The organism is Aliiroseovarius sp. F20344, assembly GCF_023016155.1.
In the GTDB taxonomy this organism is placed as follows: Bacteria; Pseudomonadota; Alphaproteobacteria; order Rhodobacterales; family Rhodobacteraceae; genus Aliiroseovarius.
The window spans coordinates 25,549-40,381 of record NZ_JALKBG010000009.1; the positions used below are offsets into that span (position 1 = coordinate 25,549).

The 14,833-nt window shown below is 56.2% G+C and carries 17 protein-coding genes; 7 read left to right on the forward strand and 10 right to left on the reverse strand.

Annotated features, from left to right (window positions below; translation table 11 throughout):
- Positions 1–109: 109 nt before the first annotated feature.
- Genes MWU55_RS16155 through MWU55_RS16165 form a run of 3 tightly spaced genes read left to right on the forward strand, consistent with a single transcriptional unit; the run spans position 110 to position 2,104 of the window.
- Entirely contained in the window at positions 110–1,318 is a 1,209-nt protein-coding gene (locus tag MWU55_RS16155) for an FAD-dependent oxidoreductase (RefSeq protein ID WP_246938033.1), read from the forward strand.
- On the forward strand, positions 1,315–1,878 hold the full coding sequence (gene rsmD / locus MWU55_RS16160) for a 16S rRNA (guanine(966)-N(2))-methyltransferase RsmD (RefSeq protein ID WP_246938036.1): 564 nt from the start codon (positions 1,315–1,317) through the stop codon (positions 1,876–1,878). The genes MWU55_RS16155 and rsmD overlap by 4 nt, the downstream gene beginning before the upstream one ends.
- Positions 1,871–2,104: a hypothetical protein gene (locus MWU55_RS16165; protein WP_246938037.1), complete on the forward strand. Its 234-nt coding sequence runs from the start codon at positions 1,871–1,873 to the stop codon at positions 2,102–2,104. The genes rsmD and MWU55_RS16165 overlap by 8 nt, the downstream gene beginning before the upstream one ends.
- A gap of 47 nt (positions 2,105–2,151) precedes the next feature.
- Here MWU55_RS16165 and MWU55_RS16170 read toward each other — a convergent pair whose 3' ends face one another.
- The 3 genes from MWU55_RS16170 to sfsA form a co-directional block, all read right to left on the reverse strand.
- Positions 2,152–3,210 carry a TRAP transporter substrate-binding protein gene (locus MWU55_RS16170; protein ID WP_246938039.1) on the reverse strand — a complete coding sequence of 353 codons (1,059 nt, stop codon included), beginning with the start codon at positions 3,208–3,210 and terminating at the stop codon, positions 2,152–2,154.
- Positions 3,211–3,439: 229 nt separating this feature from the next.
- Positions 3,440–4,288 carry a type I methionyl aminopeptidase gene (gene map, locus MWU55_RS16175; protein ID WP_246938041.1) on the reverse strand — a complete coding sequence of 283 codons (849 nt, stop codon included), beginning with the start codon at positions 4,286–4,288 and terminating at the stop codon, positions 3,440–3,442.
- 35 nt (positions 4,289–4,323) lie between these two features.
- Positions 4,324–5,022 (reverse strand): DNA/RNA nuclease SfsA, encoded by a 699-nt coding sequence (gene sfsA, locus MWU55_RS16180; RefSeq protein ID WP_246938044.1) that lies wholly within the window; start codon positions 5,020–5,022, stop codon positions 4,324–4,326.
- A 38-nt stretch (positions 5,023–5,060) separates the two neighbouring features.
- On the opposite strand from sfsA, the gene MWU55_RS16185 reads away from it, so the two are divergent.
- Genes MWU55_RS16185 through MWU55_RS16200 form a run of 4 tightly spaced genes read left to right on the forward strand, consistent with a single transcriptional unit; the run spans position 5,061 to position 8,028 of the window.
- Positions 5,061–5,789: a molybdopterin-binding protein gene (locus MWU55_RS16185; protein ID WP_246938046.1), complete on the forward strand. Its 729-nt coding sequence runs from the start codon at positions 5,061–5,063 to the stop codon at positions 5,787–5,789.
- Entirely contained in the window at positions 5,786–6,517 is a 732-nt protein-coding gene (locus MWU55_RS16190; protein ID WP_246938048.1) for a GNAT family N-acetyltransferase, read from the forward strand. The genes MWU55_RS16185 and MWU55_RS16190 overlap by 4 nt, the downstream gene beginning before the upstream one ends.
- A 12-nt stretch (positions 6,518–6,529) precedes the next feature.
- On the forward strand, positions 6,530–7,105 hold the full coding sequence (locus MWU55_RS16195; RefSeq protein WP_246938050.1) for a peroxidase-related enzyme: 576 nt from the start codon (positions 6,530–6,532) through the stop codon (positions 7,103–7,105).
- Complete coding sequence (locus MWU55_RS16200; protein WP_246938052.1) at positions 7,102–8,028, forward strand: OmpA family protein; 927 nt, start codon at positions 7,102–7,104, stop codon at positions 8,026–8,028. The genes MWU55_RS16195 and MWU55_RS16200 overlap by 4 nt, the downstream gene beginning before the upstream one ends.
- 65 nt (positions 8,029–8,093) lie before the next feature.
- On the opposite strand, the gene MWU55_RS16205 is transcribed toward MWU55_RS16200, so the two are convergent.
- From MWU55_RS16205 to MWU55_RS16235, 7 genes are all read right to left on the reverse strand, one after another.
- Positions 8,094–8,999, reverse strand: a complete 906-nt coding sequence (locus MWU55_RS16205) for a LysR family transcriptional regulator (RefSeq protein ID WP_246938054.1) — start codon at positions 8,997–8,999, stop codon at positions 8,094–8,096.
- Positions 9,000–9,236: 237 nt separating this feature from the next.
- Entirely contained in the window at positions 9,237–10,157 is a 921-nt protein-coding gene (locus MWU55_RS16210) for an AEC family transporter (RefSeq protein ID WP_246938056.1), read from the reverse strand.
- Between the two features lie 27 nt (positions 10,158–10,184).
- Complete coding sequence (locus tag MWU55_RS16215; RefSeq protein WP_246938059.1) at positions 10,185–12,212, reverse strand: NADPH-dependent 2,4-dienoyl-CoA reductase; 2,028 nt, start codon at positions 12,210–12,212, stop codon at positions 10,185–10,187.
- Between the two features lie 87 nt (positions 12,213–12,299).
- Positions 12,300–12,782 (reverse strand): DUF523 domain-containing protein, encoded by a 483-nt coding sequence (locus MWU55_RS16220; RefSeq protein WP_246938061.1) that lies wholly within the window; start codon positions 12,780–12,782, stop codon positions 12,300–12,302.
- Positions 12,779–13,159, reverse strand: a complete 381-nt coding sequence (locus MWU55_RS16225) for a hypothetical protein (RefSeq protein ID WP_246938063.1) — start codon at positions 13,157–13,159, stop codon at positions 12,779–12,781. Before MWU55_RS16225 ends, MWU55_RS16220 begins: the two co-directional genes overlap by 4 nt.
- A 23-nt stretch (positions 13,160–13,182) precedes the next feature.
- Positions 13,183–13,956, reverse strand: coding sequence for a DUF6478 family protein (locus MWU55_RS16230; protein ID WP_246938065.1), 774 nt, complete (start codon positions 13,954–13,956; stop codon positions 13,183–13,185).
- 66 nt (positions 13,957–14,022) lie between these two features.
- Complete coding sequence (locus MWU55_RS16235) at positions 14,023–14,622, reverse strand: hypothetical protein (protein ID WP_246938068.1); 600 nt, start codon at positions 14,620–14,622, stop codon at positions 14,023–14,025.
- Positions 14,623–14,833 lie beyond the last annotated feature (211 nt).

Genomic DNA, 14,833 nt, shown 5'->3' on the forward strand with positions numbered 1-14,833 from the left:
TTACGCGCCACTGTCCAGCCAACTTTCTTGTGATGTCATGAAATGCAGATCGTTGCCAAAGCAACCATTTCTGTCATAACGTGACGCGCAACCAAACGCGGAGCAAAACATGTCTCATATCGTCGTGATCGGGGCCGGACAGGCTGGGGCCTCGTTGGTCGCGAAACTGCGCAATTCTGGCTTTGACGGGGACGTTACACTGATCGGTGCAGAAAGCGCGCCTCCCTATCAGCGCCCACCGCTTTCCAAAGCATACCTGCTGGGGGATATGGAGCTTGAGCGGCTCTATCTGCGACCAAAGGATTTCTATACCGACCAGAATATTTCGCTGCGCTTAGACACCCACGTGGACGCGATTGATGCGGCTGCGAAAGAGGTTGTGATTGGCGACGAACGTATTGCTTATGATCAACTGGCGATCACAACAGGCTCGACCCCGCGTTATCTGCCCGCCGCCATCGGCGGAGATCTGGATGGTGTACATGTGGTCCGCACCTTGGCCGATGTCGACGGTATGGCACCTGAGTTTGCCGAGGGTCGCGGCGTGTTGATCATTGGTGGCGGCTATATCGGCCTGGAGGCCGCGGCCGTGGCGGCCAAGAAGGGCTTGAAGGTCACTCTGGTCGAAATGGCCGACCGCATCCTGCAACGGGTCGCCGCGCCCGAGACCTCGGATTATTTCCGCGCATTGCATGCCTCGCACGGTGTCGATATTCGCGAAGGTGTTGGGCTGGATCGCTTGGACGGAGAGGGGCGTGTAAGCGGCGCGATCTTGTCGGACGGCACCAAGCTGGACATCGACTTCGCCATAGTCGGCGTGGGCATTGCCCCCGACAGCGCGCTTGCCGAAAGCGCAGGTCTCGCGCTGGACAACGGCATCAAAACCGACGCGCAAGGCCGCACCTCGGACTCGTCGATCTGGGCAGCAGGTGATTGCGCGTCCTTCCCCTATCGTGGCGAACGCATCCGCCTGGAAAGCGTCCCCAATGCCATTGATCAGGCTGAGATCGTCGCCCGCAACATGCTGGGTGAAGACGTAGAGTACGTGGCCAAACCGTGGTTCTGGTCGGATCAGTATGACGTAAAACTGCAAATCGCAGGATTGAACACCGGCTATGACAACATCGTCACTCGGCCCGGCGATAAAGATGGCAGCGTCAGCTTTTGGTACTATCAAGGCGACACGCTTCTGGCCGTGGACGCGATGAACGATCCGCGCGCCTATATGGTCGGCAAGCGGCTTGTTGAAGGCGGAAAGTCGCCCGAAAAAGCCGCTGTGGCTGATCCGGAAACCGAGCTGAAGGCCCTACTGGCATGAGGATCATCGCAGGGCGGTTTCGCGGTCTGGCGCTGGCCAGTATCGGCAAAGGGGATGTGGGCGCACATCTGCGCCCAACAACCGACCGCGTGCGCGAAAGCTTGTTTTCTATGCTTACTGGCGGGCGCTTTGGCGACCCGATCGAAGACGCCCGAGTGCTGGACCTGTTCGCCGGCACGGGCGCGTTGGGTCTTGAGGCGCTGTCGCGCGGAGCAAAGCATGTCACCTTGGTCGATGATGGCCGTAAGGCCTTGTCGCTAATTAAGGAAAACGTGACCAAATGCCGGTGTGCGGACGAAGCGACGGTCCTGAAACGAGATGCCACCCGCCTGCCTGAAGGCACTCCTCACGATCTGATCTTTCTGGACCCGCCCTATGGCAAAGGGCTGGGTGAAAAGGCTCTCGCTGCTGCACTGAAGGGCGGTTGGATCGCCGATGGTGCACTGATTGTGTGGGAAGACAACGTGCCCGTGATCCCACCCGAATGCATCACCCAACTGGACAGCCGCCGTTATGGTGACACGGTGATCACGATTTGCGAGTTCTCTGAAGATGAGTGAAATCGCACAGTTCAAATATGGTGACGTTGTGGAAGTCGTAGGCAACACAACTAAAAAGCCGACGTTTCCACAAAATCAGGGAAGTATTTGCGGTATTCACCATATTACCTCAGTGAAACAGGCTCAGGAGTTTAGCGTTCCCTACGGATCCGCGATCTATCTTGTTGAGTTTTCTGATGGCACGGCAATTGAGGTTCCAGAGAGCTTACTGCGACTTTCGCGTTAAGCCGTGGCTATTGAAACCCTAAGCCGCGGCTTGTCTTTTGGTCAGCTCTACTTTGCGCGGGTTACGGACACGGCAGCGCGGGCGTCGCGCACCATTGCATCCCCATCCAGACCCTTCGCATTCATATCCGCGATCCATTCTGCGATGACGTCATCACCCAGATCGCGAATTTTTGCTGTCTCTTCTTCCGATAGTTCAGCCAGAGCGTTGCCGCTGGCCGCCATCTTCTCACGCCCGACCACGTCACCAGTGTCATGCGCGCGGCCCGCCCAACCCGAGGCATGGAAGCCCGAGTTCGCGTCGATCACAGCCTTCAGATCATCGGCCAAGCCGTCATAGACGTCTTTGTTCATCGCCCAGATGAAATAGAGGTTATAAAGCGACTTCTCGCCGGCCACATCGGTGTGGCTGTCGGTCAGTTCGTCCAGCTTCAGGGACGGGGACATTTCCCACGTGATCACTCCACCATCGACAACACCTTTCGACAGCGCCTCGGGGAAAGCCGGAACAGGCATACCGATCGGCGTCGCCCCCAGCTTGTCCAGAAGGCGGGTGGCCGTGCGCGATGGGCCACGCAGCTTCAGGCCGTCAAAATCCGCGACCGAGGCAATGGGCGCGCCTTTCTTGTGCACAATCCCACGGCCGTGCATGTGTGCCGCGATAACCTTCACGTCAGCGAAGTCATCCATCAGGTATTTCTGAGTATAAACCCACGCGGCCTTCGATGCTTCTTCGCCCGACTTCGTCACCATGAAGGGCAATTCCATCGCTTCCGCTTCCGGGAAACGGCCAGGTTGATAACCGGGGATCACCCAGCCACCATCAATGGCGCCATCGCGGATCAGGTCATACTGGCTGGTCGCCTTTCCACCCAGCTGCATCGCCGGATAAAGCTCGACCTTGATGCGGCCACCTGAATCCTTCTCGATCTTCTCGGCCCACGGGGCCATGAAATATGTGGGGTTCGCCGAAAGCGGCGATACGAAATGCTGGAAGCGCAGCGTGACTTCCTGCGCGGCGGCAGCACTGGCAGCCACAGCCAAGGCGGCGGCAGCGGTCAGGGTTGAGAAAGTGGATTTCAGGGTGAAAGTGCGGAAGCTGGTCATTGGCCCCTCCGTATTTCTAATAGACAGCCGCGCGCGCGAAGTCGCGGAAGCCTAAGCACCTTTTGTGCCTAGGCAGGCAAAACCTAGGCACGAAATGCTGCACTTGCAAACGGTAAATGGCAAAATTCCTGACCTAAAGAACATCAGGCTGATTGAACGGCGAATTTAAAAGGAAATTTTGGTGACTAGGGGGAAACTTGAAAAAGTTTCCCCTAAGTAAGCTTTGGTGTCAGTCCCAGGTCGGATGGAACTTTCCGGCGGGCGACAAGGTAAAGATTTCGCATCCATCCGCCGTCACCCCAACCGAGTGTTCAAACTGCGCGGATAGGGATTTGTCGCGAGTGATCGCGGTCCAGTCATCTGACAGGATCTTTGTCTCTGGGCGACCAAGATTAATCATCGGTTCTATGGTGAAGAACATGCCCTCCTCCAGAACGGCACCGGTGCCGGGGCGGCCATAGTGCAGAACGTTGGGCGGCGAGTGGAATACACGACCCAAACCGTGGCCGCAGAAGTCACGCACGACTGACATGCGCTGTGCTTCGGCATATTTCTGGATGGCGTGGCCGATGTCCCCGAACGTGTTGCCTGGCTTCACAGCTGCAATGCCCTCCATCAATGCGTCATGGGTCACTTGGATCAGGCGATCGGCGAAGGACTTGATTTTGCCAACCTTGTACATGCGGCTGGTGTCACCATACCACCCATCGACAACGACGGTGACGTCGATGTTCAGGATATCGCCCTCGACCAGTTCGTCATGCTTACGACCCGTTTTGTCATTCTTCATCTTCGGCGTTTTCGAGCCGGGAATGCCATGGCAGACGACGTGGTTGAGCGAGATGCACGAAGCGTGTTTGTAGCCCTTGTATCCAATCGTGGCCGATACAGCGCCGGCTTCGTCCACCATCGCCTCAATCGCGGCATCCAGTTCAGCTGTGGTAACGCCGGGCGCGATCATCGGGGCTACGCGGTCCAAAATTTCGGCGGCAAGCTTGCCAGCCGCATGCATTCCAGCGAAATCCGCTGAATCGTACAGGCGAATGCCTTCTTTGGTTACGCGCATCTTGTCGTCCATCTTGGTTTCCTTCTTCTGCCCCTTAGATAGGGCGTTCAGACCAAAGACGCCAGAGGGGCCGCGACGTCTACACCGGTAGGCGAAATAGTCGTCCCCAAAACGATCACCTCAACCCCAGAGGAACGGGCCGCGTCGAAGGCCTGCCCATAGGTGGGATCAATATCGCGCGCCAAATCGAACCGGTCGCAATCGGTGCGCTGTACCAGATACAGCATCACGGCCCGGTGGCCATCGCCCACCATCTTTGCAAGCTCACCCAGATGCTTGGTGCCTCGGGCTGTTACGCTGTCTGGAAACTCGGCTAGACCGGGCTGGCGAGAAAGGGTCACAGACTTCACCTCGACATAGGTCAGACCATCACCTTCCAGCAGGAAATCAATGCGGCTCTTCTCGCCGTATTTCACCTCGGCCCGGACGGTGTGATAGTCGCCCAAACCCGGCACGTCCCGCGCCTCCAAAGCCGCCCGCAAAGCCCGATTGGGGACCGAGGTGTCCACACCGGTGAAATTCCCATCAGCATGCTCAACCAGCCGCCACCCAAATTTCAGCTTCTTTTTCGGGTCATCGTTCGGTTCCAGCCAAATCTTCGATCCCGGCTCGGCCAGCCCCATCATGGATCCGGGGTTGGCGCAATGGGCAGTCACCTCGCGACCATCGCCCAACTGACAGTCTGCCAGAAAACGTTTGTAGCGACGAATAAGCACTGCGGGCACAAGAGGGCTGGGAAATTCCATATCTCGGGCCTATACCGGAATAAGGAAAGGAACAAGCAATGCCCAATCCTTCAGCCGCAATGTTGGTGATCGGAGATGAAATCCTGTCCGGACGGACACGGGATGCGAACATGCATCATCTTGCCGGAAAGCTGACCGAATATGGCATTGACCTGAAAGAGGTTCGGGTGGTCTCGGATGATGCTCAGGCCATTGTTGCTGCTGTGAAAGCTCTTGCAGGTAGCTACGATCATGTCTTTACCTCGGGCGGCATCGGTCCGACCCATGATGATATCACTGCCGACTGCATTGCATGCGCCTTTGATGATCACATCGACATCCGCAAAGACGCCTATGATCTTCTGGCGGCGCACTACGCTGCATCGGGTCGAGAGTTCAATGACGCCCGCCAGCGCATGGCGCGCATCCCGGATCGCGCGACATTGATTGATAACCCTGTGTCGATCGCCCCGGGTTTCACGCTTGAAAATGTACATGTGATGGCCGGTGTGCCTTCCGTTTTTCAGGCGATGGTGGACAGTGTTCTGCCGACCCTGACCGGTGGTGCGCCGTTGATCTCGCGCTCAGTTAGGATCAATCGAGGGGAAGGCGATATTGCCGGCCCATTAGGCGAGCTTGCGCAGCAACACGACACGCTTAGCTTCGGGTCCTATCCCTTTATCGAAAACGGCGCTTACGGTGCAAACATCGTTATTCGCGGCACAGATCCATCCCAACTGGATCAAGCCACCCGCGCGCTTCAAGACCTGTTCAAGGAGGCAATATGACAACGCCACACCTTCCCACTCCCGAACAACTGATCGAGGCCTGCGAAGCCACCTGGCCTCCGGCGGCCACTCATCGTGTCGGCGCTTGGGTGCTGCGAGATGGCGCTGGTGGGGGCAAACGCGTCTCAGCCGCGACCGAGAGCTGGCCCACAACCGAGGCCGACCTGCCCGCTGCCGAAAAAGCAATGCGAGACATGGGTATGGAGCCCTTGTTTCAAATTCGTGCGGGCGACGAGCATCTGGATGAAATGCTGGAACAACACGGCTATGACATCATCGACCCCGTGAATATCTGGGTTATCCCAGTGTCTGAGCTGACACGCGATCCGTTGCCGCCCGTTTCTGCCTTTGCCATTTGGCCCATACTGTCGATCATGACTGAGCTGTGGGAGGCAGGCGACATCCATGAAAAGCGCCGTGCCGTAATGGAACGTGCGGACTGCCCAAAAACGGCACTCTTGGCACGGACGGATGACAAACCAGCAGGTGTCGGATTTGTTGGCATTCATGATGGCATCGCCATGGCGCATGCGCTTCATGTCGATCCGGATCTACGCCGTATGGGAACTGGACAAAACCTGTTGAAACAGGCCGCAAAGTGGGCTGAAGAACAGGGTGCAGAATATCTGTCGCTGATCGTGACCCAAGGAAATCACGCGGCCAATCCGCTATATGCAAATCTTGGTATGCATCTTGTCGGCCACTACCATTACCGCGTGAAACGATAGGAAGGATATAGAATGGCGCACAGCTCAAAGGGTGTCACCGCACTTGATCTGCCAATGGTCGACCCGCTGCCCGAAGACATCCAGAAGTATTTCGACATCTGCGACGACAAACTGGGACTCGTTCCTAATGTGCTGAAGGCCTACGCCTTCGACATGGCGAAACTGCGCCCCTTCATGGACATGTATAACGAGGTCATGCTGGACGACAGCGGCCTGTCCAAACTGGAGCGCGAGATGATTGCGGTCGTCGTAAGCTCGATCAATCGCTGTTGGTACTGTCAGGTGGCGCATGGGGCTGCCGTTCGTCAGCTTTCGGGCAACCCGCAATTGGGCGAGGCTATGGTGATGAACTGGCGCATGGCTGATCTGGATGCGCGTCAAACGGCCATGCTGACATTCTCTGAAAAGATCACAAAAGCATCATCAGAGACATCGGAAGAAGACCGTCAGTCTTTGCGGGATGTTGGGTTCTCGGATCGGGATATTTGGGACATTGCTGCGACTGTTGGGTTCTTCTCGATGTCCAATCGCATGGCTTCCGCTGTAGGCATGAAACCAAACGATGAATATCACGCCCAAAGCCGATGATCCCAATCCGACGCCTTCTGACCTCTGCATTACTTGTCTGCGCGCTTCCTGTTGCTGCGTGGTCTTTGGATCTACCCGCAGGAGCCGAGCTTCAAGCCACACATGCCGGAGAGGGCCAAGCCGAAATCGCCTTGGGGCGGTTTGACGGCGAGATAGTCCCATCTATCACTGCCGTGGGTTACATCGAACGTCAGGCGTGGCGATCTGAAGGCTTGGCGGCGCGAAGTTATCAAATCCTGACCACCATTCGTGACCAACTTTTGCAGGATGGCTATCAGTTGGTTTTTCAGTGTCAGGCAGTATCATGTGGCGGGTTCGATTTCCGCTTTCAGACCGGACATTTTCAAGCGCCGGATATGTTTGTCGACTTGGGAAACTACCATTTCCTAAGTGCGCGCAAGGGGGAAAGCTTTGTGCAACTTCTTGTCAGCCAAAGCGCCAAAGATGCGTTCTTTGAACTGACCTTCGTTTCACCATCCAAAGATGATGTCCCAGAGCTGGCTACGGTTGCAACCGGGCCGACGACACCCCCCCCTCAATCGACAGACCCTTTGGACCTGCAGCTTAAGACTGTTGGGCGTGTGGTCCTGTCAGGTCTTACCTTTGCAACCGGATCATCCCAGTTGGAAGAAGGTGAGGTACCTGCCCTGTCCGATTTGGCAGCGTTTCTTGCACAGTCCCCTGACCGACGCATTGTTCTTGTTGGGCACACTGACGCCGAAGGAAGCCTTGAGGGGAACGTGGCCCTTTCACGCAAACGGGCGACATCCGTGATGAAACGGTTGATCAATCAATATGGTGTCGATGCAAGCCAGCTGACCGCCGACGGGGTTGGTTTCCTGTCACCTTTGGCTGGGAACCTGACGGCAGAGGGACGTGAACTGAACCGTCGGGTTGAAGCGGTATTGTTGAACACGAACTGATACCCACAAAAAAACGGCGGGGATAACCCCGCCGTAAGTACTCTCCACTTTTTACTGCTCTGCCATCACCACGTATCTGGCCCTTTGTTTGCAAAGGCATGTACCAGAAAATCAATGAACGCCCGCACTTTAGGCTGGGTAAATCTGCCGGGAGGATAGATGGCGTAAATTCCCTGCACATCAGGCGGCAAATCTGGAATGGCGTCGACGACCAGTCCTTGCTCAAGAGCATCAGCAAAAAGGAAGCTGGGCAGATAGGCAATGCCCAAACCCGAGATCGCCGCGTTCAGCAGAGATTGCCCGTCATTTACACTCAGCCAACCGGCCGAACGCACCTGTCGAACTTCACCGGACGGTGCCGGGATCTTCCACACGTTCCCGGAACTCTGGCTGGAATAGTGCAAAAGCTTGTGTTCGTTCAGATCATCAATGCGTTTCGGACGGCCATATCGTTCGAAGTAAGCAGGGCTGCCAACCATACGGCGCGTCGTGTCGGCAATCTTACGCGCCCGAAGAGAGCTGTCTTCAAGCTCACCCACACGGATCGCCATATCGAATCCTTCGGAAATCAGCTCGACATAGCGGTTGGCCAGTTCCATCGTGACATTGACGTCTGGAAAATCTTTCAAAAACTCGCCCAGAACCGGGCTTAGGTGGTTCACACCGAAATCTGTCGCAACCGAGATACGAAGCATCCCGGCAGGCGCGGATTGCATAGACGTGACCAAGGCGTCCGCTTCGCCTGCATCGTTCAGGACGCGGCGCGCGCGATCATAATAGGCCAATCCGATTTCGGTTGGGCTGACACGACGCGTCGTGCGGTTTAGAAGGCGTGCGCCCAAACGTGCCTCAAGACTTGAGACATGTTTTGATACAGCGGATTTCGAAATCCCCATTTTCTTCGCTGCATCAGTGAACCCACCTTGGTCCACAACGGTCGCAAATGCCTCCATTTCGGTCAAACGATCCATCAGAAACTCTCTACAATTATCCCCCGATCCCATTTGTATCGCCATGAATTGGGGCAAGACTGTGAAGACCTGCCGACATTACAGGGGTAATTCGGCTTATGTTCGCGAAATGGAAACACGAAAACTTGAATAAATACGGATACTTCTCAATCTTTGCGCGAGGCTTAACAGCTTTCAACTGCCAGAGATTTCACCGGATCCCTGTTTTTATTGCTCTTATTGGACAAGGCCAAAAACCTAACGCACCGCAAACACAATCTCGGCGAGTGTTATCCAAATTGGCAGGGTGAGTGCGGATAGCAGTGTTGTTTGTGCAATTAATGTGGCGACCAACCGTCGATCAGCCCCAAATGCCGATGCAAGAACGTGTGCGGCAGACGCGGTGGGCAGTGCCGCGAAGACAACAAGCACCGAAGCGATTCCCGCTTCCAGCCCAAAAACCACCCCGCAAAGCAGCGCAAAGGCTGGCATCGCGACCAGCTTGATTGCAGAGATAGCGGCGTTGAAACGGTTCAGCCTTGCCAGTGCCTTCCAATCCATCGTCGCACCGATTGACAGCAATGCGATTGGAATGGCCGCCTTGGCCAGAAGCTCTAACGGAGCCATGATCGGGGATGGAATTTGCACCTGAAGCAGCCCGATGCATAGGCCGGACAAGCTGGCCAGCAAGAAGGGGTTCAGCGCGATTTTCGCGAGCGTTGCCTTCCAACCGAAGGACCCACCGCGCGACAACACGCTGACTGCCATCAGATTTGCTACCGGCACCCCCATCCCGACGGCCACGGCCATTTCTCCAAGGCCACCATTTTGTAGAAGGGCAACCGCAACTAACCCCAGCGCAGTGTTGAACCGCCAAGCGACCTGCCAGGCCCCAGCAAAATCCAGAAAGCGATCTGGCCCGTGGCGGCGCGTAATCCATCCCAATCCCAAGCCAACACCCATAATCGCCCAGACAAGGGGCGCCATGGCCGCGACTTGCGAAACTTCGATCGGGCGGCTGGCGGCTGCAACGAACAAAAGGGCTGGAAACAAGATCTCAAAATTCAGGCGGTCGAGACCCTGCCACGCATTTTCCGACAAGCGCCCACGCACCAGTCCACCCAGTCCGACCAGCAGAAAGCTGGGCAGAAGCCCCAGAAAGATCGAGCTGAAAAGCATCTGGCCTCCTTCAAGGCCTCATGCACATCAGAGCGAGGCCGCCAGTCGCGATCCTTGGTCAATCGCACGTTTGGCGTCAAGCTCGGCAGCGACATCGGCCCCACCAATTATGTGGGCGCTGATGCCTTTGTCCGCGAGCTGATCAAAAACTGAGCGTTCCGGAAGTTGTCCGGCGCATAGAATGATGTTGTCGACCTCAACCAACCTCGGGTTTTCGCGCGCTTCGCCGGACGAGACCATCAGACCTTCATCGGTGATGCGCTCGTAATTCACACCGCCCACCATCTCGACACCTTTCATCTTCAAGGTTGCGCGGTGGATCCAGCCAGTGGTCTTACCCAAACCTTTGCCCAGCGCCTTTGCCTTACGCTGCATCAAGGTGACGTGTCGTGCAGGGGCTTCAGGTTTCGGTCCGTCGGGTGCAAGACCGCCTCGAGCGGTTTCGGGATCGGTAACGCCCCATTCTGCAAGCCATTCTTCAAGGTTCTCGGTTGGGCTTTCCCCTGCTTGCGTCAAGAATTCAGCAATATCAAAGCCAATACCACCCGCACCAATGATTGCCACCTTGTCGCCCACCGGCGCGCCGTGACGCAGCACATCAACGTAGGACAGCACCTTGTCGCTGTCTTGCCCTTCGATGCCGGGATCACGTGGGGTGACGCCCGTGGCGATGATCACCTCGTCAAAGCCGGTTAGGTCATCAGCGGTTACATCCCGACCCAATTGCAGGTCGATGTCGGACGCCTGAACCATCCGGTCATACCATTCGACAAGCCCGATGAATTCCTCTTTGCCTGGGATCTTCTTGGCCATGTTAAGCTGCCCGCCAACTTCGTCCGCGCGGTCAAACAACGTCACCTTGTGACCACGTTCATCTGCCACCAGAGCCGTTGACAAGCCCGCTGGCCCTGCGCCTACGATGGCGATGGATTTCGGCGTGTCAGTCATTTCGTAGCTGAGTTCTGTTTCATAGCACGCGCGCGGGTTCACCAAGCAGGTTGAGATTTTACCGCCGAACGTGTGGTCCAGACAGGCTTGGTTGCAGGCGATACATGGTGCGATTTCGCCCGCGCGATCCTCAGCCGCTTTCACCACAAAGTCAGGGTCAGCCAAGAACGGGCGCGCCATGGATACCATATCAGCAGCGCCACCGGCCAGAACCTCTTCCCCTACTTCCGGCGTGTTTATGCGGTTTGACGTGATGACCGGGATCGATACCTGGCCCATCAGCTTTTTGGTCACCCATGTGAAAGCTGCACGCGGGACCGAGGTTGCGATGGTTGGAATGCGGGCTTCATGCCAACCGATGCCGGTGTTGATAATCGTCGCTCCTGCCGCTTCGACCTCTTTCGCCAGTTGAACCACTTCGTCAAACGTGGATCCGTTGGGCACAAGGTCAATCATAGACAGGCGATAGATCACAATGAAGTCTGGCCCCACGGCTGCACGGACGGCCTTAACCACCTCAATCGGCAGGCGCATCCGGTTCTCATATGATCCACCCCAGCGATCCTCGCGTTTGTTGGTGTGGGTCACAAGAAACTGGTTCAGGAAATAGCCTTCAGAGCCCATGACCTCGACCCCGTCATAGCCGGCTTCTTTGGCGCGGGCGGCGGCGGTGGCGAAATCGTCGATTTGTTTTTGAATGCCCTCTTCATCCAGCTCTTTCGGCGGGAAGGGTGAGATGGGGGATTTCACCGGGCTGGCAGAGACGCAATTCGGCCCATAGGCATAGCGACCCGCGTGCAGTATCTGCATGGCGATCTTGCCACCTTCCGCGTGCACCCGATCCGTGACCGTCTTGTGGTTTGCAATGTCTTGATCAGAAAAAAGCCCGGCTGCACCGGGGAACACGCCCCCTTCTTCGTTGGGAGACATCCCGCCGGTTACGATGAGCGATGCGCCACCACGGGCACGGGCTGCATAGAACTCGGCAACACGGTTCCAATCACCACGCTCTTCCAATCCAGTGTGCATAGATCCCATCAGCACGCGGTTCTTCAACGTTGTAAAACCAAGATCGAGCGGGGCAAGAAGATTTGGGTAGCGGGTCATAACGGTCCTCGGGCTGCCAGTTTCCACAAGTATTGACGTTCACGTAAAGCACTGTCACTTGAAACGCTGCGTAACCTTGCGTGGATGTCAATCTACCAAAGCGGCCAGTTCTTCGATCCGTTCGGACGAAAACACCTGTACGCCAGCCTGTCGCAACGCCGCTGTTACGACCCCCATACCTGAACGCCGCGCACCATCATGATGACCACTATAGATCACGTAAGTACCGCACGAGGGGCTGGCTTCGGTCAACAAAGCGTATTGGCATGCATGCTTCTTGGCCACGGCCACAGCCTGTTCTGCACCAAGCAGATAGGCCTTGGTCACATCTTGCCCTGACACATCCAGAATTCGACCCTGTCCGGCAAAAACGGATACGCCGTCAAAATCAGGCTCGATCTCGGCAGGCAGGCGCGGAATTGGCAGGCCGCCCAGAAGCTCGGGACAAATGGGGTGCAGCCAACCCTTTTCACCCCAAGCACTTAGACGATCGTCGCGCAGTGTTTTTGCCGCCCCGTCATAGCGCACCTTCTGGCCAAGCAAGCAGGAGCTGACGAGGATACCTGTCATTCTTCAGCAATATCATGACAATGGCGCCGAAAGGCGCGCTTCAGCATGTCCAGTTCTGCTCGAAGAAGATCCATTTCAGCGCGAAGATCGGCCTCCAACGGGTGACCGGCGACAATGACGAAACTGTCCAGGGATTCGCCACTGGATCTGTCTTGGACCAAAAAGGTTTGGACGCCATCACTTAGAAGCTCGGCCGGGATAGGAACGCGCACAATGTACTGGCCTTTGCCATCCGGCAGGGCAGTAACCTCAACCCCTGACACAGGTTCCGCCAAATGCGTCACCTCAATTTCAGGCGCAATTGTGCCCTTTGAGGTCAGAATGCCTTCCCAAACACCCGCGTGAATGCGAGCAGAACTAAGTGCCATGTCAGCCATGAGATCTCCTAAACATGTCGCCCTTACATCTTGGCGCGGGGATGGCGACACAGTGTCAAATCACGCAACACCATCTTGTTCATACTGGGATCTTCGAACACAAGATCTACCCACATTTTCTCGACCCGTTTTTCGTTCACTTTTGAATACGCCAAGTCAAATTCGATAACCTCTTCACCGGTGTTCAGCGCTTGTTGCTGGTGTAATTGTTCGGTGTTTGGGCCGTGTTGGATATTTAATCGCGCAAAAAGACCGACCGGTCTTTCAACTTCAGCTGTAATCGACAAACGAATGATGTGATTTCGATGCAAACCTTCGGTCGCCAATGATGGGACATCCACAACCAATGACACGAACGTTCCGTTAAAGCCCAACACTTCTAGCGTCATCCCAAAAGGAGCAAGGTCGGTTTCACGCGAGTTCCGAACCTGTCGGAATGTCAGCTCTGCCAATGGGCAGTCGTGAAATAACTTAACCTCATCCCCGAAAGCTGTGCCACTTGGCACCGACGCAACGCCTGAAGGCTCAAGCGGGCCACGCCAAACCTCCGGACGATATGCCCAATCAGAATGAAGCGGCTTTTGAATGACGTTTGAACCCAAAGCGGGCAAGGCAAGACGGCTGTCTGCCTCGAACAAAACCTGATCGATATTTTGACGCAACTGACGCGCTTTCACCCGCAGCTGACGTAGCGCGGATTTATCCAACCCTTCCGCGCCATGTGCCAAACGCGCCCAACGGCGCAAGGCCCTGCGGTCATTCAAACGATCCGAAAGGGAAGTAATCCAGCTTTGCATAGTTGTTGCGGTGCCCGTTCCAGTGGTGATCAGGTGTCAGGATGGCTGCACTTAACCAGATATTCCCTAGTTTCGCAATTTGCCAAAAATCGATGCTATCCCGCCATTGCCTTTGTCGCCACTTGGATTTGCGGCAGCGATAGCATCCACAAAACCATTCAGCTGCGAAAGCCCATTACGCCGGTCAATTGGGTGATCTGTGAACCCGGTTACACTGGCCACAACCAGCTTGTCCCCAAGGGGTAAAAAGGCGCGCCATGTCGTGTCTGACAGGGTTTTGGGTCGGTTCGGGGAACTGTCACGCGTTAGAACTTTGACAACGCCGGAGGCTGTTTTCAGATCCAGAACCTCAACGGTGTCGGCTTTCCCCGATCGGCTAAGCGCCGCACGTCCAGAGGCGCTTTCCAGAAAAGCGCGCGCTTGTGCCATCAACGGCTCAGTTTCATCCACGCTTGAAGCCACACCTTTCGGTATGGGCGACACACTGGACACAAGGAAGGCTGGTTTCTTAGGACTGGGATCGGCTGGATTGCGCGTGAGCGCCGCACAAGCGCCAAAAGGCACAAACGCACCCGCTGCCTGATCACGAAGCGAGCTTACATCAACGCAGTAGCCCTCAGGCGCAGCGATTGTGACCGCGCCAGACATAACGGTCCGTTTCTGCACCAAATCGCTCGACGCAGACGGCGCTTGTTTTGAAAACAAGGGACTGTTGCGCACATCGTCAGGCTTCGCACCCCCGAAGCACCCGGCCAAAAGGCCCGTCATCAAACAGATCACACCCCATCGCGCAGCCCTTTGGGCCACTTTGGCTTCTCTTACTAAGTACACAAACTCACCTTACTCTGCACATGCGCGGGTCGTTGCCCAGCATCAT

Excerpts from the sequence above, each read along its gene's own strand:
- MWU55_RS16190 (WP_246938048.1), top strand. The coding sequence starts at position 5,786 with ATGACAACGCCACACCTTCCCACTCCCGAACAACTGATCGAGGCCTGC.
- map (WP_246938041.1), bottom strand. The coding sequence starts at position 4,288 with ATGGACGACAAGATGCGCGTAACCAAAGAAGGCATTCGCCTGTACGAT.
- MWU55_RS16185 (WP_246938046.1), top strand. The coding sequence starts at position 5,061 with ATGCCCAATCCTTCAGCCGCAATGTTGGTGATCGGAGATGAAATCCTG.
- MWU55_RS16225 (WP_246938063.1), bottom strand. The coding sequence starts at position 13,159 with ATGGCTGACATGGCACTTAGTTCTGCTCGCATTCACGCGGGTGTTTGG.
- MWU55_RS16205 (WP_246938054.1), bottom strand. The coding sequence starts at position 8,999 with ATGGATCGTTTGACCGAAATGGAGGCATTTGCGACCGTTGTGGACCAA.
- MWU55_RS16220 (WP_246938061.1), bottom strand. The coding sequence starts at position 12,782 with ATGACAGGTATCCTCGTCAGCTCCTGCTTGCTTGGCCAGAAGGTGCGC.
- MWU55_RS16155 (WP_246938033.1), top strand. The coding sequence starts at position 110 with ATGTCTCATATCGTCGTGATCGGGGCCGGACAGGCTGGGGCCTCGTTG.
- MWU55_RS16170 (WP_246938039.1), bottom strand. The coding sequence starts at position 3,210 with ATGACCAGCTTCCGCACTTTCACCCTGAAATCCACTTTCTCAACCCTG.
- MWU55_RS16210 (WP_246938056.1), bottom strand. The coding sequence starts at position 10,157 with ATGCTTTTCAGCTCGATCTTTCTGGGGCTTCTGCCCAGCTTTCTGCTG.
- MWU55_RS16215 (WP_246938059.1), bottom strand. The coding sequence starts at position 12,212 with ATGACCCGCTACCCAAATCTTCTTGCCCCGCTCGATCTTGGTTTTACA.
- rsmD (WP_246938036.1), top strand. The coding sequence starts at position 1,315 with ATGAGGATCATCGCAGGGCGGTTTCGCGGTCTGGCGCTGGCCAGTATC.
- MWU55_RS16195 (WP_246938050.1), top strand. The coding sequence starts at position 6,530 with ATGGCGCACAGCTCAAAGGGTGTCACCGCACTTGATCTGCCAATGGTC.
- MWU55_RS16200 (WP_246938052.1), top strand. The coding sequence starts at position 7,102 with ATGATCCCAATCCGACGCCTTCTGACCTCTGCATTACTTGTCTGCGCG.
- MWU55_RS16165 (WP_246938037.1), top strand. The coding sequence starts at position 1,871 with ATGAGTGAAATCGCACAGTTCAAATATGGTGACGTTGTGGAAGTCGTA.
- sfsA (WP_246938044.1), bottom strand. The coding sequence starts at position 5,022 with ATGGAATTTCCCAGCCCTCTTGTGCCCGCAGTGCTTATTCGTCGCTAC.
- MWU55_RS16230 (WP_246938065.1), bottom strand. The coding sequence starts at position 13,956 with ATGCAAAGCTGGATTACTTCCCTTTCGGATCGTTTGAATGACCGCAGG.